This window comes from Bradyrhizobium denitrificans, from assembly GCF_013179005.1.
Taxonomy (GTDB): Bacteria; Pseudomonadota; Alphaproteobacteria; order Rhizobiales; family Xanthobacteraceae; genus Bradyrhizobium; species Bradyrhizobium denitrificans.
In genome coordinates, this window is record NZ_JABFDP010000034.1 from 53,632 (window position 1) to 79,504 (window position 25,873).

The following is a 25,873-nucleotide window of genomic DNA, read 5'->3' on the forward strand; positions in this document are numbered from 1 at the left end:
CGAGGCAAACGGCTTCTTCATTGCGACAGCTCCTTCGACCAGTTGATGGCATGGACGTAGACGCCAAGCGGGTTCTTTCGCAGCCGGTCGGCGTCGTCGGGCATTGCGAGCACGATCGTGACGATCGCAGTCCAGCGCTCGGTGGTGCTCAGCGTGCCGTTCTCGTAGCGCCGTTCGACCCAGGCGATGCGGAAGCTGTCAGGCGAGGCGCGAATGACGCTGGAGACCTCGACCGAGACCTGGATCTTGCCAAGCCGCGTGAAGGGATCGTTGGACCTGGCATAGTCATTGAGCGCTGCAGCCCCGCGATCGGTCGTGAAGTCGTAGGCCCTCAGCCAGTTCTGGCGTAGCACGATGCCGTCGGCGGGCAGGCCCCTGACGTCCTCGATGAAGCGGGCGAGATGGAAGGCTATTTGCGGATCGGTCGGAGTATAGTCGGCGATCGCCGGCGCGACACGCTGGACATCACCGAGATGGCCGACCTCGACCACCCAGGGCGTCACGGTGCCACGTGTCGACTGCCAGATCAGCGCGGATCCAAGACCGGCAGCAAGTCCAAGACAACCGAAGGCCATCAGCCGCCAGTTCTTGGCTTGGACACGCGCCGAGCCGATGCGCTCGTCCCAGATCTGAGCTGCCTTCTGATGTGGCGTGACCGGCTCGGGCGTGCGGCCGTAGTGAACGGATGGGCGCTTGAACATGTCAGGATTTCCCCTCGGAGAGATCGACCGAGCCGCCCTGCCCGCCTTGCTCGGCGTTGCGCACGGCCTGCGTGGTCGTGGATGCGCCGCGATGGATGGCATGTGCCGCCTTCGAGCGTTCCGCCCATCGCGGCGAGGCGGCCGAACCGCCACCTTGTGCGTGGTCCGAATTTTTGACGCCGCCGCTCTGCGCACCTGCCCTCTGGCGCAACGGGCTGTCGACAGCGGCTGCGCCCTCCGCTGAGCGGGCGCCGCCGTTCAAAGTGGTGGACACCCCTGGGCGAAGTGCGCCTGCGGCGCGCGCTGAGCCGGAGATGGCGCCGCCGGCGACGCTGGCGCCTCCCGCCGCGAGCCCCGCACCGGCCACGACAAGACCACCGGCGGCCAGTGACGCGCCCACCGCGCTTCCAGCGCCGAGCTGCGGCCCGCCTGAGACCAGGCCGTTGGCGATGCCGGGCCCGAACAGCCCCAGACCGAGCAGCGAAAGCGAGGCGAGTACCAAGGCCATCGCGCTCTCGATCGTCGGCTGATCGTTTCCAGAGGCTTGCGTGAGCTGCGCGAACAAGGTCGAGCCGATGCCGGAGATCACCGCAAGCACCAGCACCTTGATGCCGGACGAAATGACGTTCCCGAGCACGCGCTCTGCGGCGAAGGCGGTCTTGCCGAACAGGCCGAACGGGATCAGCACGAAGCCGGCCAGCGTCGTCAGCTTGAACTCGATCAGCGTGACGAACAGCTGGACGGCCAGGATGAAGAAGGCGAGCAGCACCACGATCCAGGCAAACAAGAGGACCGTGATCTGGACGAAGTTCTCGAAGAAGCTGACATAGCCCATCAGGCCCGAAATCGCTTGCAGCAGAGGCCGCCCGGCATCGAGGCCGACCTGCGCGATCCGGCCGGGACGAAGAAGTTCCCCAACCGATAGTGCTGATCCGGACGCCTTCAAGCCAAGACCGGCGAAGCTCTCGAAGACGATCCGAGCGAGGTTGTTCCAGTTGCTGATGAGAAAGGCAAATGCGCCGACGAACAGCGTCTTCTTGACGAGTCGGGCGATGACGTCGTCCTCGCCACCCCAAGCCCAGAACAGCGCTGCCAGCGTGATATCGATCGCCACCAGCGTCGACGCGAGATAATTGACCTCGCCGCCGAGCAGGCCGAAGCCGCTGTCGATGGACCGGGTGAAAGTCTCCAGGAACTGGTCGATGATCCCCGTTCCAGCCATCGCACAATCTCCTCACACCAGATGCGGAGCTGCCAGCGCTGAGCTGGTGCTTCCTGCAGCCGGACGTTCATCTCAGTGGAACATCTGCACGTTCGACGGCTGATAGCCTTGTCCTGGAGCCAGGAAGCGCCGCAGCTGCTCGCGGCCTTGATCCTGCGCAGCCGCGCGCTGCGCCGTCTCCAGGCTCTGCGCCCGCCCCTGAGCGACGACAGCGGCCGTGAGGTCCGCGAGTTGCTGCGCCTGCAGCGCCAGGATCTGGTTGCCGGCCTGGGTCACCTGCAGCGCACCGGTGGAGCCTTGGCTCGCGGCGACCAGCGACGCAGACTGGCTCCTGACAGCGTCGAGATTGCCGACAACGCCGACCTGAACCTTCAAAGCATCCTGCAGTGCCGCCACCGCGGTCTGCCAGCGCGACTGCGCGTTGTTGACCAGATCCTGGGCCGTTGCGCTGCTGCTCGCCGGCGCATAGGTCGTCGCAAAGGCGCGATCGATGTGTTGCACATCGTAGGCGAGCCGCTGCGCCTGCTTCAGAAGATTCTGTGTGCGCTGGATCGACTGCTGCAGCTGCGCAAGCGACGAATATGGCAGGCTCGCCAAATTCTTCGCCTGGTTGATCAGCATCTGCCCCTGGTTCTGCAGCGACAGGATCTGATTGTTGATCTGCTGCAGCTCACGCGCGGCAGTCAGCACATTCTGGGCATAGTTGTTGGGGTCGAACACCACGAGCTGCGCGCGTGACGGAGTGACCGAGAGGAGAAGCAGCATCGCAGCAGCCGACATCGCCCATTTCTGCACACGGATCATGAGCCCTTCTCCAGGTTCTCAAGATTCGGAATGAGATCGGCTGCCCAGCCCACACCGCGTTGCCGCAACCAGGCCACCGCGAATTCCTCCGTGCCGGCAGCCGCCAACACCTCGGAGGCAGCCAATTGATCCGCCTTGGAAGATGCCGCCGTGAACGCGAGCGCAACCTCGCCCATCCCAAGCTCGAACATGCGATTGCCGCGGCGAGACTGGCAATAATAGTCCCGCTTCGGGATCGCGCGGCTGATCAGCTCGATTTGCCGATCGTTGAGACCGAAGCGGCGATAGATCGCCGTGATCTGGGGCTCGATCGCCCGCTCATTCGGCAAGATGATGCGGGTCGGACAGCTCTCGATGATCGCAGGCGCAATCGCCGAACCATTGATGTCGGACAGCGACTGCGTGGCGAACACGACCGAGGCGTTCTTCTTGCGCAGCGTCTTCAGCCATTCGCGCAGCTGGCCGGCAAAATCGGCATCATCCAGCGCCAGCCAGCCCTCATCGATGATCAGCAGCGTCGGACGGCCGTCGAGCCGCTGGGCGATCCGGTGGAAGAGATAGGCGAGCACGGCCGGCGCCGCGGCGGTCCCGATCAGTCCCTCGGTCTCGAAGGCCTGCATCGATCCGTCGCCAAGCGCCTCGTGATCGGCATCCAGCAGCCGTCCATGCGCGCCATCGAGGCAATAGGGCTTGAGCGCACGCTTGAGGCTGTTGGACTGCAGCAGCACCGAAAGACCGGTCAGGGTACGCTCAGCTGGCGGCGCCGACGCCAGCGATGTCAGGGCTGACCACAGATGCTCCTTCGCCTCCGGCGTGACCACGATCTTCTCACGCATCAAGAGGCCCGCGATCCAATCCGCCGCCCAGCCGCGCTCCCTGACGTCCTCGATGCCGGCCAGCGGCTGCAGCGCCACGGGGCTCTCGCCCTCGGTCGACACGGCGCCACCGAGATCATGCCAATCGCCGCCCATGGCGAGCGCAGCGACCCGCATGGAGCCGCCGAAGTCGAACGCGAAGATCTGCGCGCCCGGATAGCGCCGGAACTGCAGCGCCATGAGTGCCAGCAGCACCGACTTGCCGGCGCCGGTGGGCCCGACCACCAGCGTGTGGCCGACATCGCCGACATGCAGCGAGAAGCGAAACGGCGTTGCCCCTTCCGTTCGGCCAAACAGCAGCGGCGGGGCCTTCAGGTGATGATCGCGCGTCTCGCCGGCCCAGACCGCCGACAGCGGGATCATATGCGCAAGATTGAGCGTCGACAGCGGCGGCTGACGGACATTGGCATAGACATGACCAGGCAAGCCGCCGAGCCAGGCTTCGACGGCATTCACGCTCTCCGCCATGCAGGTGAAGTCGCGGCCCTGGATGACCTTCTCCACCAGGCGCAGCTTCTCGTCGGCTCTCGCCGGGTCGGCGTCCCAGACTGTGACGGTCGCGGTGACATAGGCCTGGCCGATCTCATCGGAGCCAAGGTCCTGCAGCGCCGCGTCGGCATCGACGGCCTTGTTGTGAGCATCCGTATCCACGAGGCTTGCCGCCTCGCTGGTCATGACCTCCTTCAGGACCGCGGCTAGAGATTTGCGCTTGGAGAACCACTGCCGGCGAATACGCGTCACGAGCTTCACCGCATCCTGCTTGTCCAGCATGATGGCGCGGGTGGACCAGCGGTAGGCGAAGGCCAGCCGGTTCAGATCATCCAGAATCCCCGGTGTGGTAGCCGAAGGAAATCCGATGATCGTCAGCACGCGTAGATGAACCGCCCCCAGCATCGGCTGGAGCCCGCAGGTGAGCGGTCGGTCGGCCAGCAGACCATCCAGATGCATCGGGATTTCGGGGACCCGGACCCGCTGCCGCTGGGTCGAGATCGTCGAATGCAGATAGCTCAGCACGGCCTCATCCCCGAGCCACGCACATTCCGGCATGAAGCCGGCGATCAGATTCAGAATGCGATCGGTCCGGTCGATGAAGCTCCTCAGGATCTCCCGGCCATTCACGCCATCGGACTGCGGCCGTCCTTCATAGAGCACGCGTTCCGACCGAGCTACGTCCTCGCGCGGCGGCAGGTACAGGAACGTGAGAAAGTAACTCGACTCGTAGTGCGCTCCCTCCTCCTCGAACTGCGCCTTGCGCTCGGCGTCGACGAGGGCAGACGCGGCATCTGGAAACACGCAAGGCGGATAGGCTCCCGCCGAATGGCGTTGCGCCTCGACGAAGATGGCCCAACCCGATCCCAAACGGCGGACCGCGTTGTTGAGGCGGGCAGCGACGGCCACGAGCTCGGACTCGACCGAGCTCTCCAAATCAGGCCCCCGAAACCGCGCCGTCCGCTGCAGCGAGCCGTCCTTGTTGAGGACGATGCCCTCATCGACGAGCGCGGCCCAGGGCAGGAAGTCGGCAAGACGGATATTGGTGCGGCGATATTCGGCGAGATTGAACATGACCGACCTCACTGACCGAGATGATTGGGAATGCGCAGGTGACGGCGCACGACTTCCACGAAGAATGGATCGCGCTTCGTGGCCCACACCGCGATCATGTGGCCGACGAACCAGAGCAGCAGGCCGAAGAACCAGAGCCGCAGACCGAGGCCCAGCGCAGCCGACAGCGTGCCGTTGACGATCGCAACAGATCGCAGCGCACCACCCAGCAGGATCGGCTCGGTCAGGGAGCGATGGACGGGAGCTGCGAAGCCTTTCACCTCTTCATCCATCAGATCACCACCCCGCCGCCGAAGGAGAAGAACGACAGGAAGAAGCTCGATGCGGCGAACGCGATCGAAAGCCCGAACACGATCTGGATCAGCCGCCGGAAGCCGCCCGAGGTCTCACCGAAGGCCAGCGACAATCCAGTCGTGACGATGATGATCACGGCGATGATTTTGGCGACCGGCCCTTCGACCGACAGCAGGATCTGATTGAGCGGCTGCTCCCACGGCATGTTGGAGCCGGCGGCGTGGGCCGGTTCCTCGAGCAGCAGCGTGACGGCCGCCGCTACAATCAAACTCGTCAATCGTAATTTCATCGGCGTCGTCACCCGTGATCTCCCATGTGTGCGAGGACGTAGTCTCCAGATTCAGAAAGCCCCTCCACGCGCACGAGCTCGCTCAGGCGGCGCGCTCGACCGCGGCCGGTCAGCACCGCGATGACGTCAATGGCTTCGGCAATCAGTGCTCGCGGCACGGTCACCACGGCCTCCTGGACCAACTGCTCCATCCGCCGGAGCGCGCCTAGCGCAGAGCCCGCGTGGATGGTGCCGATGCCTCCGGGATGGCCCGTCCCCCAGGCCTTCAGGAGATCGAGCGCCTCAGGACCCCTGACTTCGCCGATCGGAATGCGATCTGGCCGCAGGCGCAGAGACGAACGAACCAGATCGGAAAGCGACGCCACGCCGTCTTTGGTCCGAAGCGCCACCAGATTGGGCGCCCGGCACTGCAGCTCACGGGTATCCTCGATCAAGACAACACGATCGGAAGTCTGGGCGACCACTTCGAGCAGCGCATTGGTCAGCGTGGTCTTGCCGGTCGAGGTGCCCCCAGCCACCAGAATGTTGCAGCGGTCGAGAACGGCCTTCCGCAAGCCACGAGCCTGAGCCGGGCTCATGATCCCGTCCGCGACGTACTGATCGAGCGTGAAGACCGCGACTGCCGGCTTGCGGATGGCGAAGGTTGGCGCGGCGACGACCGGCGGGATTAGACCCTCGAAGCGCTCACCCGTACCCGGCAATTCTGCCGATACGCGCGGAGATCCTGCATGGACTTCGAGCCCGACATGGTGCGCGACGAGACGAATGATCCGCTCGCCATCCGCAGCGGAAACCGTCTCGCCCGTGTCAACCAAACCATTTGCGAGACGATCAGCCCAGAGCCGGCCATCCGGATTGAGCATCACCTCGACCACGGATGCATCATCGAGCAGAAGCTCGATCGCGGGACCTAGTGCCGTCCGCAGCATGCGCGCGCCACGCGAGGCCGTCTGCGTTTGAGCGATCCCGGTCACCACTGATCTCCGCCCTCTTGAGCGCGCATCCCCATACAGCGCGAACCGGATGATCAAAGAATGCAGGAACCATGAGCGAGCAAGACCACCGTCGCCGGCTTCGCACCCTGGCGAAGAAAAGCGTAGAGCTGATCTGCGCCTGCCTCATGCGAGGCTGAGAGCGACGAGACGTCTATTAGTCAGAGGACGACCGTGTCGTCGTGCAATCTCGAAGGCTGCAACATCCACGGTCAGCAGACTGACGGCGTCTACCACTTGCCGTGAGCCATCGGCTCATCGATCAGAATCGGCAATTCTGAATACCATCTGGCCGTTTCGGGTTGCCCATCCAGCACGAGGTCCAATCGATCATCGGACGGCTCGGTCGCGCTTTTTCTGCCCGGGATTGCAAACCAAACGAGCGCCGCGGTCTGGAGCGCAACATTTGCGCCGAACGCGACCTGATAAGCGAAGGCCGGATAATGTCCGTCTTGCTGCGCCCAGAGCGCGACCAGCACTCCTGTCCCGTACTGCGCAAGAAAGCCCCACCCGAAGTGCACGACATTCAGGACGCCATTCGCCCTGCCGGCCATCTCCTTTGGAAAATAGTCCGATATGATCGCAAAGCTCAGTACGGTCGCCGAACCAACGATTGCGATCATCAACCAGGGACCAACCGACTGCAGCGGTAGTCGAAACACGAGCGTCAGCTGAGCCAAAATGAAGAGGACTGCGACAAAGGCGAGCAGTGTCTCGGGCCTGCTCCCCCTCCGGCGTGTCCAATTCGCAAGGATGCCGAGCAGCCAAGCCCCAAGGCTGAGGACGAGCGCCGAGGCACAGAGCGACATCACCACCTCCGTCCGCGTCATTCCCTCGACATCGGTCAACCAAGCGGGCGCCCAGAGACCTTGCATCGACCACGCCGATCCGATGCAGGCGCCCGACAGCGGCGCGATCTTCCAGAAGCGTCTATCAGACAGGATCTCTCGCAATCCTGCTTCCGGTGCCGCAGACGACGCCCCGACGCCTCGCTCCGGGACCAGGAAGAAGATCAAGATCGCCGTGCCTGCTGTGGTTACAGCAAGAATATCGAACATGTCGCGCCAACCTGTCTTTGCCAGCACCGCTTCCGCAGGCAGCGTGGAGGCGACGGCACCGAGCGCGCCGAGCATGACCATGTATCCGTTCACGAGCGCCACGCGCTCGCGTGGGAACCAGAGAACGATGGTCTTCAGGCCGGCCGTGAGAGCCGCGGCAACCCCCAGCCCGATCACAGCGCGGGACGCCATCAGCGACAGCGGCCCGGTCGACCGCGCGAAGCCCGCTGCGCCCAGTGCAGCGACGAGGAGCAGCGTGCTCTGAACGCGACGCGGACCGTAGCGGTCAAGCATTACGCCGATTGGGATCTGGGCAGCTGCGAGCACCAGGAAGTAGACTGCGGTGATGAGGCCGAGATCGGCGGCACTCAGTCCAAGCTCAGCTGCAAGGCGTGCGGACACAACGCCATTGATCGTCCGGAAGAGGTACGACAGGAAATACCCGGCCGCGAACGGCATGAACACCAGAGCCACGACAGCCCAGCCTGCGAGGCCGCCGTCGTGATCTCTGGCGTCAGCATTCTTCCTGCCGAACATGTAGTCCGGCATAGCTTCTCGGGCAGTGTGGACATCAGGCTGCTCAGCGCAGCGTTGCTTCCGCGAAACGAAAGGGATCCTCGCCGCCCTCCCCGGCAGCGGGCACGCCCCACGAGACTTCGGCGATCGGCGCGGGGGTTCGAACCTGACGTGTACGCCGCCTCGGAGCTCCGAACGGCAGTTCCTCGTCGCCGTCCGAAGACTGGCTGATCGTTACATGGTCGCGAGGGTCATCTTCACTAGGTCCGGCCGAGACCGCTTTGCCATCGCCATCCTGCGATGGCGGAGGCGCCCCGTCTCGTGCAAGCGACGCCAGCGCCAAATGATAGCGGGCATGAAGGGCGACCGTATCATTGAGCGCTCTCAGATCCCGCTGAATGCTTTCGAGCTGTCGCTCCAAACCGGCAAGCCGATCCTGCGGCGGTGCCCCGCCATCCATCGGCTCGCGCAGAAAACGCTCTAGCGCCTTCTCGACGAGAAGCGCGCGGTTCACGCATCGCTCCTCAGTGGCGCCCTTCAGGCGGTCGAGAATCTCATTGGAGAGCTGCAGAGTGATCTTTTTCTTCATCGTCCGGACCCCATTTGATCCGTCGATAGTCCGGGCTTTGCTGAATGGCATCTGAGGCGATCGAGCATTCGCGCTCAAGCGGAGGAAAAGAAGCTCTAGCGAACACTCCTGCCCCGACGGTGGCCGACGCCGTCTCTCACTTGCCTGGCTCCTCAGGTGGCTTCCTCACGAAATCCTCCGGGATCTCCCGCAAAAAGCTCTGCCCCTTCTGCAGACGCCGGCCGAGCGCCTCCACAAAACCTTCGAACCGCTCCCGTCCCTTGATCTGGGCAGCGGACTGCGCCTCGTTCGGCAGCGGCGGCGTCACCGTCAGCCAGAAGCGGACGAACAGCGCGAGCGTCTCGGCGAGGAGACCGACATCGCGCTCGAGCCGCTGCATCTGCCGCGAGATGCGGTCGAGCCTCCGGGTGAACGCCGCCTCGCGCCGGTCAGCTCCGTCAGGCGACAAGAACGACAGCACTGCGGCTTCCACGATGGCCGAACGCGACAGCTTCTTGCGATCGGCGAGTTCAGTGATCTGCTTCAGAAGCTCAGGCGGAAAGTAGACATTCATGCGATCGCGCATCGGACTGTCCTTTAGAGGCCGAGATCGTCGCCAGGATCGAGCGCGGCCTGACGCGCGACACCCACCATCGTCGGATCACGCCCGGCGTTCGGAAAAGGCGCCTGGTCATCATCATCGAGTACGAGGGAGAACTCGTCAGACGGATCAGCGCTGGTCGCTTCATTTGCGATCGCAACGTGCGCAGGCAACTCCGGCTCCCGACGCAATCCACCATTGGCCTGATCCTCGCCGGCGGCAGATCGCTCCTCGGACGCGGACAGCGCTGGTACGATCGCCGCCAGCGCCGACCAGTCGTCTCCCCGCCGCAACGTGTCGGATCGCGCGATGTCCGGCGGCGGCAGGATCCGCGAGACGAGCCGCTGGTCCTCGAAGTAGCGGACCTTCTTCGCTCGGATCGGCGGCGCGCCGGCAACCATCACGATCTCGTCCGCTGGCGGCAACTGCATCACCTCGCCTGGCGTCAGCAGCGGCCGCGGGGTTTCCTGGCGGGAGACCATGAGGTGGCCGAGCCAGGGTGCAAGGCGATGGCCGGCATAGTTCTTCATGGCGCGCATTTCGGTGGCGGTGCCGAGCGCATCCGAAACACGCTTGGCGGTCCGCTCATCGTTGGTGGCGAAGCTGACGCGAACATGGCAATTGTCCAGGATCGCGTTGTTCGGCCCATAGGCCTTCTCGATCTGGTTGAGCGACTGCGCGATCAGGAAGCTCTTGATCCCATAGCCCGCCATGAAGGCCAGCGCAGACTCGAAGAAGTCGAGCCGGCCAAGCGCCGGAAACTCGTCCAGCATCATCAGCACGCGATGCCGGCGCTCCCGTGCCTGCAGATCCTCGGTCAGCCTCCGGCCGATCTGATTAAGCACCAGCCGGATGAGCGGCTTGGTGCGAGAGATGTCCGAGGGCGGCACGACCAGATACAGCGTGGCCGGCTCTTCGCCCGCGATGAGGTCCGCGATGCGCCAGTCGCAGCGGCCGGTGACCTCGGCCACGACAGGGTCGCGATAGAGTCCCAGGAACGACATCGCGGTCGACAGCACACCCGATCGCTCGTTCTCGGATTTGTTCAGGAGTTCGCGTGCAGTCGACGCGATCACGGGATGCGGTCCAGCCTCGCCCAGATGGGGCGTCGCCATCATGGCCATGAGCGTGATCTCGATCGGACGCTTGGGATCGGACAGAAAGGCAGCGACCCCGGCCAGAGTCTTGTCCGGCTCCGCGTAGAGCACGTGCAGGATGGCGCCGACCAGCAGCGAATGGCTGGTCTTTTCCCAATGGTTGCGCTTGTCGAGCGAGCCCTCGGGATCGACCAACACGTCAGCGACGTTCTGCACGTCGCGCACCTCAAAAGCTCCGCGCCTGACCTCGAGCAGTGGATTGTAAGCGGAGGCGTTCGGATTGGTTGGATCGAACAGCAGGACCCGGCCATGCCGCGCTCGAAAGCCGGCCGTCAGTTGCCAGTTCTCCCCCTTGATGTCGTGGACGATGGCTGATCCCGACCAGGTGAGAAGTGAGGGCACCACGAGACCCACACCCTTACCGGAACGCGTCGGCGCAAAGCACAGGACATGCTCTGGTCCATCGTGACGCAGATAGCATGGCCCCAACCGTCCGAGCACGACACCGTCGTCACCGAGCAGCCCCGCCTTCTCCACCTCCAGCGGTTCGCCCCAGCGCGCCGAGCCGTAGGTCGCAACGATCCGCGCTTCTCGGGCCCGCCACAGCGACATACTGATTGAGGTCGCAACGGCCATGAGGCTTCCGAGAGCGGCAATGGCCGCTCCCTCAGTGAATACACCCGGCGCATAGGCATCGTAGACGAACCACCACCAGAAGAATGCCGGCGGCCAATAGACCGGCCATCCCGCGAGGGTGAACCACGGCGGTCCCAATCGCGGCTGGAACGCGAGCCGCCACGCCGTCCATTCGGTCGCGCCCCAGATCGCGAGCAGCACGATCAACGCGACGGCAAAGACTTGGCCCCAGAGGATCCTGGTCGCAGGCATGTTTCCCTCCTGATTGGACTAGAGGCTGAGGTCGCGCTTGCGGCCGAGCTGCCACTCGATGCCGCCGGCCTTGGCTAGGCCCGTGACAGACTCCCCGAGCCGGTGATCGATCTCGCGTGACCACGGCACGAGCTGGAACCCGAGACCATTGTCGATCATGGCGAAGCGGCCGGAGGCGAGTATGAGTCGCTGACGGTAGGTCCCGGCGACCGGCGTACTGGGCACGACAGGCAGATGTGGCACCTTGAGTTCGGCCGACAATCTGACGCCGACAGCATCGAGCTCCCGCTGCCGCAACGTATTCAGAAGATCCCGCTGAACGACGATCCGCTGACCTTGTCGCCGGGCTAGACCTAGGTCGGCGAGATGCTCGGCCCTGGCCCGGAGCGCATCCCTCGTCTCGGCCCCGAAGCCACCATGGGCCAACGGCATGGGCTCCCGCTCGACCAGCCTATGATCGAGCCAAGTCGCGCCCTCAGCCGTGACCTGATCGGCCAGGCTGAGATCGGACCGCGTCGCCAGCACCAGAGTGGGCCGCGCTTCGTCCGGTCCACCGAAGCGTCTGATCTCGACAACGCCGCCGACCGGCGGGACTTGCGCAAAGGCTTCCAGCCCGCGGAAGCGGACATGGTGGGCCCGCCCGTCGATGCCGTCGATCACGGCATAGGCTTCGCCGGTCAGCTCATCATGCAGCCCCCGGTCAACGAGGCGGCCGATGATTGGCGACGAGTCACCGAGGCCATCGATCGCGTAATCCGCGATCGCGCGCTCCTGACCGCGAAGGGAGAACGCCCGATGCATGGTCTTGATGATGTCACCGCGCGCGCCGAGTTCACGCAGTTTCCGCTCGGCCCCGAGCTCGACCATCCACTCATTCGGGCCCGCAGCGGTCGCGAGTCCCAGGCGCTCGAGATATTGCAGACGCCCGCGCATCAGCCCGGCGACTTGCCGATCCGGAAGGCCGGGCGCGTCTTGACGAAGATCGATGGCGCCGGCCTCGTCGGCCGCCATCTGGATCTCGCGATCGAGCCGCGTCCAGCGATCGACCGTGATCTCCTTCTCCAGTGCGCTGCGGATCTCGTGCTCAGGCTTTGGCCCGAGTTCGAGCGCAACCAGCTCCTCGGCGCGAGAGCGCAGGCCGCGGCTGATGTAGTCGCGAGAGATGACGAGATCCGCGCCCGTCTCATCGACGCCGCGGACCAGCACATGAACGTGCGGATTGTCCGTATTCCAGTGGTCGACAGCGATCCACTCCAGCCGCGTCGAGAGATCGGCCTCCATCTGCCGCATCAAGTCGCGGGTGAACGCCTTGAGATCCACCATGTCGGCCGCATCCTCCGGCGACACGATGAACCGGAAATGATGCCGGTTCCCCCGCCCCTCCTTCTCGAACGCAGCCTCATCAGCCTGATCGCCGCGCCCATCGAACATGCGGGCCGGCTCTCCGTCCCGCGTGACGCCGTCGCGCTTGAGATAGGCGAGGTGAGCGGACAGCGGTGCCGAGCGGAACGCCCGCCCCTTGTGCCGGACAATGCGCGCCTTGACCGTGACCCGCCGTGCCGGGCTGAACAGCCGCTCGCGGGCAAAGCTGAGCCGGCCCCTTCCGAACAGCGAATGAGCGCGCACGGCATGTCGCCCGCTGAGCGCCGTGTTCGAAGCCACATGGCCTGCGGCATTCGCGGCACGAAGCACCCGGTTGATGAAGCTCTTCGCCTTCGGTGCCCGGCCATGACGAATGCGCCCAGGCCGAACCCGAAACTCCCGCTCGCCGGTGCTCATGGCGCAGGCCTTTCGGGTCGAATGACGAGTCCAGTGCCGAAGCGATCATTGAACTCATGAGGAAAAACCGCGATCGCGGCACTCCCCCCGACCGACCGGCACGGTTGAACGCGAGCCATGTCAATGGCTTGGCGTTCAACCGGCGAGCATCTTTTATCTTGCCCTGAACCGTCGCTCTCTTCCGGCCCACTCCCTTCCCGGCACTCTGCTCGTACGACTGGGGTCTCTGTCGAAGGTTCGGCTACTCCAGAGCACTCTCGGCGATCCTGAAAGAGACGGATCATGGAGATCGCGGGTTTCCGTCCCTCGATGGCAGGAAGATCAACTTCAAATGCAACACCCCGCTCGATTTCGCAGACGAGAGATCGAGTCTCGAACGCGCACGTGGATCGCTTTCCAGCGCCGCCGCTTTGCATCAGCTCGGGCGCGTGTTTTGCAATTGGGCTGCAGACCGAACGCATCATGACGGCTCCCGCGTCCACACGGGAACGGCACGCCCGATGACATCGGACATCGCCGTCAAACCGAAATATCGGCCGTCCAAGGAGCTGTCCGACTGCCAATTCATTAAGAAGATCTGCCTGTCGCCGACGATGCTACAGCCCTGCCAATCCGGCAGCGGACGACCACGGTGATCGCTCGATCGCGCGGCGCCGACTTCAACGCCATCCACGATGATCAAGAGCTCGCGGCGACAAACGGTTTGGCCGGGAAGGGCAAGGATCCGCTTCAGCATCGGCACGCCGGGCGGCAGGTAGCCCCCCGCGGCGAGGAACGAAGCCAACTGCCCTTGAGGCCTCACGACGACCAGCTCGGTGACGTACCGCTCGCTGATCGGCTGCACGGCATAGAGCCCGATCGGCACGCTTACCGAGGCATTCCAGATGAAACGCGGCTGCGGATCGAGCGCACTCTTTCCGAGCAAAAGCGCAACACCGGAGAGCAGAAGCACAGCGATGGAGCGGCGCCGTCTCATGGCATGATGCTCCGGCGATGCAGCCAGGCGCGGTGCCGGAGCAGCGTGTATGGCCGCGGCGGTTCATTTGCGGTGAAGCGGTTCTGAACGTGCCGCCAATGATCCGGTGCGACATCCACCGGGTCGATGCCGAGTGCCTCGATCGCATCGATGTGCTGCAGCACGCGCTCGACCTTCGGCCAGCCGAAAACCTGCAGCAGAATGGCTGCTCCAGGTCCGACGAAGGGCACGGTTGCGCAGGCTTCCCCTGCGCGAACAGCCTGCAGAATGTCGATCCGCGACAGCACCGTGCCGTAGCCATTCGACGACCAGCGAACGAACGCAAACACGCTGCCGGGTGTGAATGAGACCACACGACGATAGTGATCGAGCCGCAGGTCTTGAACTGTTCGGCCGAAACGGATGCGGTTTTCGATTCTGCCCTGCAGCCATAGCAGCTGGACGCGCGTCAGCTCGCTCATCGGATCATCTCTCGGTTGGATGGGATTGGGAGACGCTGGCGAGCCCGGCACGAGCGCACAGAAGGCAGCTCGACCATCCCTGGGGACCAGCCACGCAAAGGTGACGGGCGTCGACGGGGCGGCGCTGACGGTGCCCGTTAGACAAAATCCGAAGGATTTTGCAGTTAGGTAAGTTAAGGGCCGAAAAGCGAAGCCGACAGAGCGGCTTAAGACCGATTTCGGTCCCCGATAGCACGAGGATCCGGTCCCCGATGGCACGAGCCTTTCGGTCCCCGATAGCACGAGACAATTCACAGCTTGTCCCCCGCAGCGCTCGATGAGTGATGCTTGGCGAAGCGGCGCGCGATGGGATCCGTGACGGCGGCCGTGAAGTTCAGCCGCTCCGTTCCGTTCGGATCGCGCGTGAGCACGAGCTCGTAGCCGGGCAATGTCTGTCGGCGGACGATTTCGCGCAGGTCGTAGGCGAAGTGTTTGAGCGGCGAGAGGCTGCCGGATTTGGCGTGGAGATAGCCGAGATCGAAGCTCCAGCCGCCGTCCTGATGACCGCCATGCTTGCGCACGAGACGATAAAGCCAGCGCTCCAAACCGCCAGTCAGTGCGAAATAGGCGCGATCAATCGTCAGTACGAGCGCATCATCGATGACGCCGGAATAGAACCAATCCGGCAGGATCAGCTGCAGTCCGGATGGCTTGCCATGCGCATCCGCGGTCTCCTTCCACTCGTTAATCCAGGAGAAACGGTGCCGCCGCCGCTCTGTCGACTGGCGGATCGAGGTCAGCACGGTCGTCGACTGCAGACGGTCGAGACCTGCTTTGAGACGGTCGTAATCGCGCACGCCCGTGCCGCGCCCGACGAACGTCAGGATCTCATACGGCGTGGCCGCCATCAGCCGCGATGTCTTCAGTCCGGCGTCACGCGCTTCGACGATCTGCGACGCAGCCCAGATCAGAACATCCGCATCCCAGATCGTCGCCATGCCGTGCTCGGGGACGGCCTCGACACGGATCGCGACGCTGCCTGCGCGGAAGTCGATCGGCACCACACGCTTGGTCTTGGCCAGCGAGAAGAACGGATAGGCCATCAAGTCCTGCGCATCGCGCGGCGCCAGATCACCCGGCAGCGCGCGAAACAGATCGAGCTGGGCGCGCTCGGATTTAGGCAAATGACGCATCGTCACGCCCGCACAGTCCGCTGCGCGCGGCGCTCTTTCCCTGCATAGGGAACGAGACCGGCATGCCGTTTGGCCGGCAGAACCGTGCCCTGCCCGGGATCGGCGGTGGAGGTTTTCGTGCCGCGATCGACCCAGGCTTTCAGGTCCTCGAGCGCATAGACGACTCGGCCACCGATCTTCCGATAGGTCGGGCCGGTGCCGTAGGTCCGGTGCTTCTCCAGCGTGCGACCGGAGAGACCGAGATAGCGCGCAGCCTCGGGTGTACGAAGAAAGCGCGGCGGAAGACCGGCCAAGGAATCGGACATCTGGCAACCTCCAGGACAGACCTGCGCGCTACGTCGGAGTGCAGCGCGTTGCCGGTCAGCATGGAGGCGTAGGTCCGCGAAGGGGGAGGCCGCAGATCGAGGGGGCCGTTTCCGGCCCCCTCCCTTCGAATGCGGCAAGCTATTCGTCCTTGCGCGGCGGTCGCAGGAGTTGCCGATATCCGCCGCGGATCAAGGACAGGCCGTCCTCGACCAAACGTCGAGTAAGGCTGCGCACTTCGCTCGTTTTCCAAGTGCGCGCAGGAATGCGCGCTGCGCCGAACAGCACTTCTGCAATCGTTCGATGATTATGACCCTGCTGCCAGCCGTCGAGCGCGCGCAAGATCAGCACCAGGCGCGTGCGGCGCTGCTCCGTCAAGCCGTCGGAGGCGGGTCCAAGCGGCTGCGCACGCAGGGCACGCCAGAAACGGTCGGCAGCCTCGTTGCGCATCTTGAAGTCGCGATCGTACGGCAGCAGCACCGCGTAGGACACCGTGCTCAACGGCTTCCTTCGAAGCCAGACGCGGTGCTGGCTCGTGCCGATTTGCACGACGACATGCCATCCGTCTATCGCCCGGCGCAGCTGGTCCGGCGCGAACGACGGCAGCTTTACGGTCGGCGCGACGGCCGGCACACGCGTGCCGATTTCGACAAGCGCCAACACGGTCGACAACTCCTCAGGCGCCCAGAACACAGGCTGGGCATCGAAGGGCAGCGCGGGATCAGCCGCGAAATATCAACCCCCAATGCTTTCGGAAGTTGGCAGGCGCACTGCGATCAAGATGAACGATCGCCGAGAACTCCGTACAATAGTTCGGTGATCGGCGAACACTCTCCCAAGCAAAGCCTGGGCGGTCCGCGCGATGAATGTTCGCGTAGGCCTTGGGTGAGCGCCAATCGAATTCCGACATCGTGCTGTCCTCATCAGGTTAGGACTGCAACGCAATAGGCCAATGATGGCGCCATTTAAGATTGTTTAAGAGATTCTCGACTCGTGCAGGTACATGGATGCGGACTACTGCCACAACCAACTACACGATTGCTTGAGGCGATCGAGTTCCGTCCTGGTTGCACAACTTCAGGTCTCTGGAGGACTACGTAGGAAGCCCTTGTAGCCTTCCTCCGACAGCCACTTTGCCCGCGCGAGATGACTGTCGTACGCGCGGCGCGCACGTTCGGGTTCGCGGACCGGATCAATGTGCAACACAATCTGCGCGACCTCTTCCCAACCGGCGCCGGCCTTCTCTGCATCGAGAAGGCGGAGATAAGTGACGAGGTGCTCCTCATCATAGCGCGTCAGGACGGGATCGGACGGAGCCACGTCAGCGACATCGGGATCGAGCGGGGGAAAGGACATCGGTCAGAAACCCACAAAGGCAAACACAACTTTCGTTCTTGGCCGACAGCAGAAGGAGCAGCTCTACACCCGGTGGGGACTTGGCACCATTAGTCAATGCAATCAATCGCTTGGTGCTGAATTGTAGAAAATACTCCGTGGTGAAATACTCGACAAGCCTGTGCTGTCTTGGAGATGAACATCCGAGACGTCCTGGCCGCCAACTTGAAGCGCCTGCGCCGAACCAATGGCATTTCGCAGGAGCAGCTCGCCCACCGCGCCGACATCGATCGGACCTATATCAGCTTGGTTGAGAGAAGCCGCAATGCCGTTTCGATCGACGTGCTCGCCGCACTCGCGGCTGGCCTCGGTGTCGAGCCGGCAGACCTGTTGAAGCCGACGCCGCCGGCAGTGGATCTCAACAAGAAGGGGCGACGTATCAAGAACCGATAATGCCAAAGCGTGCTCAAAGTTTGGCAATCAGGTCTCGGGCGGCAGGCTCCCCGCGGTCACTCCCAGTTCCGAAAAGCCTGTTCAGCCAAGCGCTGGCGGACATCAGGCCTTGCGCCCCTAGCCTTAGCGGCGTTCCTTTCCGCCGCAGCGCTGGAATCAATTGGGGCATGACCACCCTCACCCGCCGCCGCGATCCACAATCCCCGAATGAGACGTGGCGCCTCTATTTTGGAGATGTCCAGGCCGGCACGATTGCCAAGCCTACAGAAGGTCCTACCGGCTCGCCCGCCTGGCAATGATTCTGCGGCTTTTATCCGGGCGGCCACCCGGGCGACCAGAAGGTCGGCAGCGCCCGCAGCTATGAACATGCGCGTGACGCGTTCCGAGGCCGCGGAAGTATTGACCCTGACCTTTCACCAGCTGGCGACGAACGCCCTCAAGTACGGCGCCATCTCCGCGCCTGCCGGCGGGCTTCGCGTGTCATGGTCGACGTTCAAGAAGCACGACCGGACCTGGCTCACTTTGAGTTGGATTGAAATGGAAGCGCCATCGCGCGGTCCGACGACCCGACGCGACTTCGGCACCGACCTGCTCGAGGGTCGCATCCCCTACGAACTTAGCGGAACGGGAAAGGTCGTCATCGGCGCTGGCGGCGCCCACTTCCGGCTCGAGTTTCCATCGAAGGATGGCGAAGCGTCCTGGAGACCGATGCGCCAACCCCATCCGTGGTGTTAGGAGGAAGTTTGGACATGACGAATGCGCCTGGCCTGACCAGCCGACGGATCCTCGTGGTCGAGGACGACGACTATATGGCCGGTGACACCGCCGCCGCATTGCGCGGGGCGGGAGCCGCCGTACTCGGGCTCTGCCCGACCGAAGAAGCCACCCGAGATCTCCTGCAGAGACAACACCCACCCACGCTGTGCTAGACATCAATCTCGGCGGGGGTGCGCCTCGCTTCGAGATCGCTCATCTGCTAAAGGCGCGCGGCGTACCATTCGTCTTCCTGAACGGCTACGATCCTGAGGTGATCCCGAGGGACCTTGCAGATGTCGTCCGATTGCAAAAGCCGTTGCCGGTCCGCAAAATCGTCGCTGCCGTTAGCCGGCTTTAGAGCTGCCCCGACAGCGGACCATCACAGCGGCGGGGCAAGGCCAACTTGCTATACTTTGATAGACGGACGTGTGCAGAGGCACCATTGCAAGGAGTAGTCTGAAAATGGTCGTGACGAGAATTGTCGCCAACCTCTCCACTCGTGACCCCATCGCGTTGGCAATGTTCTATCAGCAGGTGTTCGAGCTCGATGTACCACTCGACATGGGCTGGATCACTTTTCTGAGCAACGCCACTAGCCAGAAAATCGAGCTGCACACTGCGTCTGAAGGCGGCGGTGGCACAGAGCTACCCGTCATCTCCATCGGAGTGACCGATCTCGCTGCGACCGAGCGCGCGGTTCGAGAAGCCGGTGCGGACATAGTTTATGGCCCCGTTTCAGAAAGCTGGGGACTTCGTCGGTTCTTCTTTCGCGATCCAGCAGGCAACCTCGTAAACGTTGTCGATAGCTGAAGGCCACCGAAACTCATTTCGGTTTTGGCCCTCGGGGGATTGCGCGTTTCCGCCATGCTGTCGCTTGTGCCCCTTAGCAGACTTGCCCGTTCTCGGGCTCGCGGTTTGTTCCTGTCGAGTGCGCTATGCGCGCCTGACCTCTAGTGTCCTCAACCCGTGTTGGAGGCATTTGATCTATTCTAAGCCACGGAACGGCTGCGCCATTTGTCCATTGACGCCTGGTAGAGACCTGCGCCGGGGCAGCCATGTGTGAGAAGTGCGCCGAGATCGAAAGGAGAGTAGATCGCTATCGGATGATGCAGTCTCAGGTCACCGACAAGCAGGTTCTGACCGGATTGGCCGCTTTGATTGCCGAACTGTTGAAGATGAAAGCTGAGCTCCACCCGGAGCAGGACATCTGACGCGTGGTGTTTGAATGAGTGTGTCCGATGTTATTGCTCAATCTTTCCTCCCATGCCATTCAGCAGGGGTTGCCGAAAACGACGTTTGAGCAAAGCCAACTGGGAACGATGGCGATTCCGCTTGTCACCGCGAGAACGCGGGCGGTGGATGGGGCGGAATACACCAGCACAGAGCCACCTCAGCGCGAAGTTTGCCGGACACCGACAACCTTTCGGGCGCGATTTTTCGATGTGCGCCAGACCGGTCGTGACCGCCGATTTTGCCCCGTTGAAGCATCAAACGAAGTCGGATCTATCGACGCAACCAGAGCAGATGGAACGTCGCGTTCAAACGCCTACCGGTCGTAAGCCACTGCTGCGTCGAACGAAATGCGCCGACAACATCAGCCGCATAGCCGTGTCCGGCTTAGTTCCAGGCGGAGTTGTACGCCAGACCGCTCCCAAACGATATCGACTTTTCCGCCGAGCTGCCCTTCGACTGCAGATTTTATGAGCCTGCTGCCGAAACCGGTCGAGGTCGGCTTGGCAAGCACAGCAGACGAATTGCGCTCGCTCCAAGTCAGAATCAAGAGGTCTCCAGCAATTTCCCAGCCGATGATCACCTTGCCGTCTGCATGACCGAGTGCGCCATACTTGATAGCGTTCGTGGCAAGCTCATGCAGAATGAGCGCCATAGCGGAGGTTGATTTTTCGCCGAGCAGGATTTCCGGTCCGGTCAAGCTCACTTTGCCATGCTGCGCGCCACTCAAATGCGGTGCCAATATCTGTTCAGCAAGATCGAGGAGCAACACCGAATGCGCTGGCATCGAATCCGCTCGGCCGATTCGGACGAGGTCATGTGCCCGCGATAGCGCCTGCAAACGCTCCTGAAGCGCTGTGCCCATTTCAGCTGTCGACTTGGTCGATCGGCCCGTCATGGACACCATTGCGCTGAAAAGCTGGAAGAGGTTCTTCACCCGGTGATTCAGCTCTTCCATCAGCAGTTGGCGCGCCTCCTCGGCCATTTTCAGATCATGCACGTCGGTGCACGTGCCGTACCAGCGGATGATCTCGCCCGCTTCGTTGCGGATGCACTGTGCACGTCCGATCACCCAGCGATATTCGCCCGAGCGGTGCCGCAGCCGATACTCGATGTGATAGGGAGCGCCCGTAGCCAGGCTGTGGCGCCACAGTTTCCAGGCCCGCTCCTGGTCGTCGGGGTGAAACATTCCGTTCCAGGCCTCACCGTCGGTCGAACCTTTGGGCATGCCTGTGTATTCGTACCAACGGTCGTTGTAATAATCATGATAACCGTCGGGCAGCGTCGACCAGATCATCTGGTCGATGGAGTTCACGATGGCTTGGTAACGTTGCTCGCTCTCGCGAAGAGCAGCAACGGCCTGGATCGTGTCCGTTACATCGGTCGCCTGCACGAAGATGCCGTACCGCTCGCCCGCGCCGTCTGTTATCGGCTGATAGACGAAGTCGAGATGCCGTTGCTCGCGAATGCCATTTCGCTCGAGGATGACCGGAATCGCTCGCCCGGCGTAAGGCACTCCGCTCTGGTAGACGGTGTCGAGTAGGTCGATGAAACCTTGCGATGCGACCTCGGGCACGGCCTGATCTACCGATTTGCCGAGGATGTCTTTACGGCCCACCAGCTGCAAGTAAGCGGGGTTTGCGATTTCGAAGACGTGACCTGGCCCGCGCAGAATGGCCGTCGCGCCCGGCGCCTGTTCGAACATAAGAGACAGACGCGCAATTTCCTGCTGGGCAGTACGCCGCGCCAGGACGATTTGAGTCGTTTCGTTCCCTTGATTGAAGATGCCCGCAACCTCGCCATCTTCGCCGCGGATCGGGCTGATACTGTAGTTCCAGTAGGTTTCCTGTAGGCTGCCGCCACGCATCATTGGCAGCATTTCGTCATAGGCGGAAAAGCCTTCACCGGTGGCCACAACGTTCTCGAACTGCGGGCCAACGACGTGCCAGATGTCGGACCAGACCTCCTTTGCCGGACGGCCGAGAGCCCAAGGATGGCGCTCGGCGGGGATGACAGACCACGCGTCATTGTAAAGGAGCCTAAGGTCCGGCCCCCAATATATCGCCGTCGGAAAGCTCGAAGACAGGCAAATGGACAGCGCCGAACGAAGGGATTGCGGCCACGATTCCGGAGGCCCGAGTGGATTAGTCCTCCAGTCGAAAAGGCGGACAAGCTCGCCCATCCGTCCCCCGCCGCTTAGGAATGTTGTCATGTCGTCACGCATTGACTGCCCATTTCAGCCCTCAGCGCACATTTTTATCCAGCATTTCGGCGGACGGGAACCCCTCAAGCATTTCCTTACAGAGCGACTGACGGCTGGGCTGGGCTCCGTCCGGTCCGCGTTATTCGCCGCTCTCCGCGTACAGACTGCGCCAAGGAAGCTTTAGAACTCGGCAAGCAGCTGGCAGAGCGACGCCGACAGACTCTGACCGTCCCGGATCATACCTCTATGATCACAGATGTCTTTACCTCGGACGCGCACTTGACTAAGCACGCTAAAATTCGAAATCCGTTTTATTTCAACCCAAGATAGATTTTCGCGATTCGCCCGCCAGCTTTCTTGGTCTGTCGACCCCACTCGCAATGTAAATTCAGTTGACACCGCCGTCGTCGAATGACGGCGCAAACTGCGGCGCAGGCAGCACTTCGCTGGTGACGTCCTGCACCGCAGTCCAGATTCAATCCGGCGAACGATTAATAGTCCCAGGAGATCGGCACGAACCGAAACACGTTGCCTTCGCGCCCGACGCGCCCGATGGACGGGAACGGCATATGGGTGGCGACCAGTAGCTCGCCCGTCTTCGCCAAGTCCCGCAGCAGCCCCTCGCGAACGCGCGTGGCCTCGTCCGGATCGTGCTCGAAGCCGTTGTGCCAATCGGGATGGTCGAAGCCGACCGTGAACACCGCGTCGCCCGCGAAGGTCATCGCTTCGCCGCCGGACATCAGCCGGACGATGCTGTGTCCCGGGGTGTGACCGCCGGTGCGGCGGACGACGACGCCCGGCGCGACTTCGTGCTCCTCGTCGAATTGCCGGATCTGGTTGTGGTACTCCTTCGCGAACCGCTTCGCGGCTGCGCGTAGCGCGTCCGGGAAGCCTTCCGGCATCGCCGTTCGCGAAAAATCCGGCGCCCGCCAGAATTCGACTTCGGCAGCCGCAACGTGGATCTGCAGGTCTGGCCGCAGCCGGTCCTTTACGCCCTCGACGAGCAGGCCGCCGACGTGATCCATGTGCATATGGGTCAGCACGACGTCGGTGACGGACGCGAGATCGATGCCGGCGGCGTCCAGGCGTCTGATCAGCTGTCCCGCTCGCGGCAGGTTCAGGTCGGGATCTGACCCGAGCCCGGCATCGATCAGGATGGTCTTGCCGCCGCTCCGGACGACGACGGCATTCAGTGCCCAATCGAAGGCGTCGGTCGGAAGGAACATGTCCTTGAACCAGGCGGCTCGCTCCGACGGTGCGGCGTTGTGCCCGAGCATCGTGGTCGGCAGCGGGAGCACCCCGTCGCTGATCACCAGCACGTCGATCTCGCCGACCTTTAGGGCGTAGCGCGACGGCACCAGTTCATCCGGCTTCGATGTGACGAGGTGTGAGGTGTTTTGCAGATCCATGTTGGTCTCCTGTTGCAGGTTATTGAAGCTTGGTTCATCCCTGAAGACGTCCGGCTCATTCGGTGAGGCGGTCAGAGATCCGTGACGCGTTCCGGATCGGCGGAGGCGAGCGCGGCAGCACGTTCGGCAAGCGGCGGGTAGATCCAGACGGTGTTGATCTCCCGCTTGGTCTTCTTCGCCTGGTCACCGACCAGCTCGACCGTCCGATCCCAGCCGCGTGTGAACAGGGCGCCGGCCTCGCCGAGATCGAGGCAGGTGACGTAGGCCTCCTGGTGATAAGGCGTGGTCGGAACGCCGAGCAGTTCGGCGGCGGCGTTGTTCCCGGCAAAGGCGCCCATCCGTGTGGCATGCTGGCACGACATCAGCGCGTAGTTACCGGCATCATCACAGGCGGCGCGCGCGGCGTCGCCCGTCGCGAAGATGCCCGCCGCGCTCGGCACGCGCAGGTCGCGGTCGACAAGCAGCCGGCCGAAACTGTCGCGCTCGGCTGGAATCTGCGCGGTCAGGGGCGCGGCACGCATGCCGGCGGCCCAGATCACGGTTTCGGCTGCGATGTGCTCGCCACCCGACAAGGTCACGCCGGATTGGTCGAGCGACGAAACGCCGACCCCGAGCCGTGTTTCCACACCGATCCGCCTCAGCGCATCCTCAACGACGGGACGCGCGGCTTCGCCCATGTCCGGAGCGATGACCGAATTGCGCTCGACGATGACGACGCGCGGCCGCGCATCCGGTCCGAGAATGGCGCGAAGCCGCGTGGGCATCTCGGTGGCGACCTCGATGCCCGTGAACCCGCCGCCGGCCACGACCACCGTGTCGCGGCCATTTCCCGCCGGCCGCCCGGCCAGTCCGTACAGGTGCCTGTCAAGGGCCACCGCGTCGGGCAGCGAGTCGACGCTAAAACCGTGCTCGGCAAGGCCGGGAATGCTCGGACGAAACAACCGGCTGCCGGTGGCCACGACAAGGCGGTCGTAGCCGAGCCGCGTTCGTTTTCCGCCGGCCGCCGCGATCCCGACTTCGCGTGCCGCAGCGTCGACCGTCTCGGCTGTGCCCTTCACGTAGTCCACTTCGACCGCCTTTAGTAGATTCAACAGCGGCGCCGTCAGCGTTTCAGGGTTTGGTTCGTAGAGCCGCGGACGGACGACCAAGGTGGGTTCCGGGGCAATCAGCGTAATCTCCAGCGCCTCGGGCGAAACGCCGTGGACGCCGCGCAGCCGCGCGGCGGACAATGCTGCGTACATGCCGGCGAAACCGGCACCGATGATGACCAGTCGCATGTTGTGTTTCCTTTGATTGAATTGGATGCAGGGGATCAGCCAGCGATGAACGCCGACAGATCGGCATTCACGATCGCTGCATGGGTGGTGCAGATGCCGTGCGGCAGGCCGTCGTAGATCTTCAGGGAGCTGGTCTTCAGCAATTTCGCCGACAGCGGCGCCGAGTCCGCGACGGGCACGATCTGGTCGTCGCTGCCATGCAGGACGAGGGTCGGCACCGCGATGGCCTTGAGGTCTTCGGTGAAGTCGGTTTCGGAGAAAGCCTTGATGCCGTCGAGATGCGCCTTGGCGCCGCCGCTCATGGCCTGACGCCACCAATTCCAGATCACCGCCTGCGACGCCGTGGCACCGGGGCGGTTGTAGCCAAAGAACGGACCGCTCGCGAAGTCCAGATAGAACTGCGCCCGGCCGGCAGCGAGTTGCCGGCGCAATCCGTCGAGAACGTTGATCGGCAAGCCGCCGGGATTGCTCTCCGTCTTAACCATCAGCGGCGGCACGGCGCTGATCAGCACGAGCTTGGCGACGCGGCCGCGGCCGTAACGCGCGACGTAGCGGACGGCTTCGCCGCCGCCGGTGGAATGTCCGACATGGATCGCATTCCGCAGATCAAGATGATCGACCACGGCGGCAGCATCGGCCGCGTAGTGATCCATATCGTGGCCGTCGCCGACCTGGCTCGAGCGGCCGTGACCGCGGCGATCGTGGGCGATCACGCGAAACCCCTTGCCGACAAAATGCAGCATTTGCGTATCCCAGTCGTCGGAAGAGAGCGGCCAGCCGTGATGGAATACGATGGGCTGGCCCGATTTCGGCCCCCAGTCCTTGTAGAAAATCTTCACGCCGTCTTTGGTCGTCACGAACGCCGCCGGATCCGCCGCCTGCGCAGCGATGGTCGAGCTTCTCGACTCGTCACCGATCGCGGTCGTGGAGCGGACGCTGAGCGAGACGGCCGACATCACCGAGGTCGCGAGGATCTTTCGGCGCGTCGTGTTCGCAATCCGGTTGAGCGGCTTGTTCAAGGGCATTGGTCATCTCCGGTTGATAGGCTTGG

26 protein-coding genes are annotated in these 25,873 nt (G+C 63.3%); 3 read left to right on the top strand and 23 right to left on the bottom strand.

Annotation, left to right across the window (positions count from 1 at the left end):
* Positions 1 to 17: 17 nt before the first annotated feature.
* The 19 genes from trbF to HL671_RS31380 all read right to left on the bottom strand — a co-directional run bounded on the left by trbF (position 18) and on the right by HL671_RS31380 (position 17,515).
* Entirely contained in the window at positions 18 to 701 is a 684-nt protein-coding gene (trbF, locus tag HL671_RS31295) for a conjugal transfer protein TrbF (protein WP_172241802.1), read from the bottom strand.
* Between the two features lies 1 nt (position 702).
* Positions 703 to 1,923 (bottom strand): P-type conjugative transfer protein TrbL, encoded by a 1,221-nt coding sequence (trbL, locus tag HL671_RS31300; protein WP_172241805.1) that lies wholly within the window; start codon positions 1,921 to 1,923, stop codon positions 703 to 705.
* Between the two features lie 72 nt (positions 1,924 to 1,995).
* Positions 1,996 to 2,727 (bottom strand): P-type conjugative transfer protein TrbJ, encoded by a 732-nt coding sequence (gene trbJ, locus HL671_RS31305; protein ID WP_172241808.1) that lies wholly within the window; start codon positions 2,725 to 2,727, stop codon positions 1,996 to 1,998.
* Entirely contained in the window at positions 2,724 to 5,165 is a 2,442-nt protein-coding gene (gene trbE, locus HL671_RS31310; protein WP_172241813.1) for a conjugal transfer protein TrbE, read from the bottom strand. The genes trbJ and trbE overlap by 4 nt, the downstream gene beginning before the upstream one ends.
* Before the next feature lie 8 nt (positions 5,166 to 5,173).
* A complete protein-coding gene (locus HL671_RS31315; RefSeq protein WP_172241815.1) occupies positions 5,174 to 5,437 on the bottom strand; it encodes a VirB3 family type IV secretion system protein in 264 nt (87 codons plus the stop codon).
* On the bottom strand, positions 5,437 to 5,748 hold the full coding sequence (locus HL671_RS31320; RefSeq protein WP_172241818.1) for a TrbC/VirB2 family type IV secretion system protein: 312 nt from the start codon (positions 5,746 to 5,748) through the stop codon (positions 5,437 to 5,439). The genes HL671_RS31315 and HL671_RS31320 overlap by 1 nt, the downstream gene beginning before the upstream one ends.
* Before the next feature lie 8 nt (positions 5,749 to 5,756).
* Positions 5,757 to 6,722, bottom strand: a complete 966-nt coding sequence (gene trbB, locus HL671_RS31325; RefSeq protein WP_172241821.1) for a P-type conjugative transfer ATPase TrbB — start codon at positions 6,720 to 6,722, stop codon at positions 5,757 to 5,759.
* 248 nt (positions 6,723 to 6,970) lie between these two features.
* Positions 6,971 to 8,347 (bottom strand): MFS transporter, encoded by a 1,377-nt coding sequence (locus HL671_RS31330; RefSeq protein ID WP_246579813.1) that lies wholly within the window; start codon positions 8,345 to 8,347, stop codon positions 6,971 to 6,973.
* A gap of 31 nt (positions 8,348 to 8,378) precedes the next feature.
* Positions 8,379 to 8,903, bottom strand: a complete 525-nt coding sequence (locus HL671_RS31335; RefSeq protein ID WP_172241823.1) for a hypothetical protein — start codon at positions 8,901 to 8,903, stop codon at positions 8,379 to 8,381.
* Positions 8,904 to 9,039: 136 nt separating this feature from the next.
* Entirely contained in the window at positions 9,040 to 9,468 is a 429-nt protein-coding gene (locus HL671_RS31340; protein WP_172241826.1) for a ribbon-helix-helix domain-containing protein, read from the bottom strand.
* A gap of 11 nt (positions 9,469 to 9,479) precedes the next feature.
* Positions 9,480 to 11,468 (bottom strand): conjugal transfer protein TraG, encoded by a 1,989-nt coding sequence (locus tag HL671_RS31345; protein ID WP_172241829.1) that lies wholly within the window; start codon positions 11,466 to 11,468, stop codon positions 9,480 to 9,482.
* An 18-nt stretch (positions 11,469 to 11,486) separates the two neighbouring features.
* Positions 11,487 to 13,247 carry a relaxase/mobilization nuclease domain-containing protein gene (locus tag HL671_RS31350; protein ID WP_172241832.1) on the bottom strand — a complete coding sequence of 587 codons (1,761 nt, stop codon included), beginning with the start codon at positions 13,245 to 13,247 and terminating at the stop codon, positions 11,487 to 11,489.
* 460 nt (positions 13,248 to 13,707) lie between these two features.
* The gene (locus HL671_RS31355; RefSeq protein WP_172241835.1) at positions 13,708 to 14,223 is read right to left on the bottom strand and encodes a S26 family signal peptidase; all 516 of its coding nucleotides are present in this window, start codon (positions 14,221 to 14,223) and stop codon (positions 13,708 to 13,710) included.
* Positions 14,220 to 14,684, bottom strand: a complete 465-nt coding sequence (locus HL671_RS31360; RefSeq protein ID WP_172241838.1) for a DUF2840 domain-containing protein — start codon at positions 14,682 to 14,684, stop codon at positions 14,220 to 14,222. Before HL671_RS31360 ends, HL671_RS31355 begins: the two co-directional genes overlap by 4 nt.
* Positions 14,685 to 14,974: 290 nt before the next feature.
* A complete protein-coding gene (locus tag HL671_RS31365; protein WP_172241914.1) occupies positions 14,975 to 15,856 on the bottom strand; it encodes a replication initiator protein A in 882 nt (293 codons plus the stop codon).
* A gap of 2 nt (positions 15,857 to 15,858) precedes the next feature.
* Positions 15,859 to 16,161: a helix-turn-helix transcriptional regulator gene (locus HL671_RS31370; RefSeq protein ID WP_172241841.1), complete on the bottom strand. Its 303-nt coding sequence runs from the start codon at positions 16,159 to 16,161 to the stop codon at positions 15,859 to 15,861.
* 139 nt (positions 16,162 to 16,300) lie between these two features.
* On the bottom strand, positions 16,301 to 16,822 hold the full coding sequence (locus HL671_RS31375) for a DUF2285 domain-containing protein (RefSeq protein WP_172241844.1): 522 nt from the start codon (positions 16,820 to 16,822) through the stop codon (positions 16,301 to 16,303).
* Positions 16,823 to 16,880: 58 nt separating this feature from the next.
* A complete protein-coding gene (locus tag HL671_RS38595) occupies positions 16,881 to 17,069 on the bottom strand; it encodes a transcriptional regulator domain-containing protein (protein WP_246579789.1) in 189 nt (62 codons plus the stop codon).
* Positions 17,070 to 17,236: 167 nt separating this feature from the next.
* A complete protein-coding gene (locus tag HL671_RS31380) occupies positions 17,237 to 17,515 on the bottom strand; it encodes a DNA -binding domain-containing protein (RefSeq protein ID WP_172241847.1) in 279 nt (92 codons plus the stop codon).
* A 174-nt stretch (positions 17,516 to 17,689) separates the two neighbouring features.
* Between HL671_RS31380 and HL671_RS31385 the strand changes: the two genes are divergently transcribed.
* The 3 genes from HL671_RS31385 (at position 17,690) to HL671_RS31395 (ending at position 19,513) form a co-directional block, all read left to right on the top strand.
* Positions 17,690 to 17,947, top strand: a complete 258-nt coding sequence (locus HL671_RS31385) for a helix-turn-helix domain-containing protein (protein WP_172241850.1) — start codon at positions 17,690 to 17,692, stop codon at positions 17,945 to 17,947.
* 366 nt (positions 17,948 to 18,313) lie between these two features.
* Positions 18,314 to 18,682: a hypothetical protein gene (locus HL671_RS31390; RefSeq protein WP_172241853.1), complete on the top strand. Its 369-nt coding sequence runs from the start codon at positions 18,314 to 18,316 to the stop codon at positions 18,680 to 18,682.
* Positions 18,683 to 19,165: 483 nt separating this feature from the next.
* Positions 19,166 to 19,513: a VOC family protein gene (locus HL671_RS31395; RefSeq protein ID WP_172241857.1), complete on the top strand. Its 348-nt coding sequence runs from the start codon at positions 19,166 to 19,168 to the stop codon at positions 19,511 to 19,513.
* A 784-nt stretch (positions 19,514 to 20,297) separates the two neighbouring features.
* On the opposite strand, the gene HL671_RS31400 is transcribed toward HL671_RS31395, so the two are convergent.
* From HL671_RS31400 to HL671_RS31415, 4 genes are all read right to left on the bottom strand, one after another.
* The gene (locus HL671_RS31400; RefSeq protein WP_312010769.1) at positions 20,298 to 21,848 is read right to left on the bottom strand and encodes a sensor histidine kinase; all 1,551 of its coding nucleotides are present in this window, start codon (positions 21,846 to 21,848) and stop codon (positions 20,298 to 20,300) included.
* Between the two features lie 779 nt (positions 21,849 to 22,627).
* A complete protein-coding gene (locus tag HL671_RS31405; RefSeq protein WP_172241863.1) occupies positions 22,628 to 23,545 on the bottom strand; it encodes an MBL fold metallo-hydrolase in 918 nt (305 codons plus the stop codon).
* A 71-nt stretch (positions 23,546 to 23,616) separates the two neighbouring features.
* A complete protein-coding gene (locus HL671_RS31410; protein WP_172241866.1) occupies positions 23,617 to 24,822 on the bottom strand; it encodes an NAD(P)/FAD-dependent oxidoreductase in 1,206 nt (401 codons plus the stop codon).
* A 35-nt stretch (positions 24,823 to 24,857) separates the two neighbouring features.
* On the bottom strand, positions 24,858 to 25,847 hold the full coding sequence (locus HL671_RS31415; protein WP_172241869.1) for an alpha/beta fold hydrolase: 990 nt from the start codon (positions 25,845 to 25,847) through the stop codon (positions 24,858 to 24,860).
* Between the last annotated feature and the right edge of the window lie 26 nt (positions 25,848 to 25,873).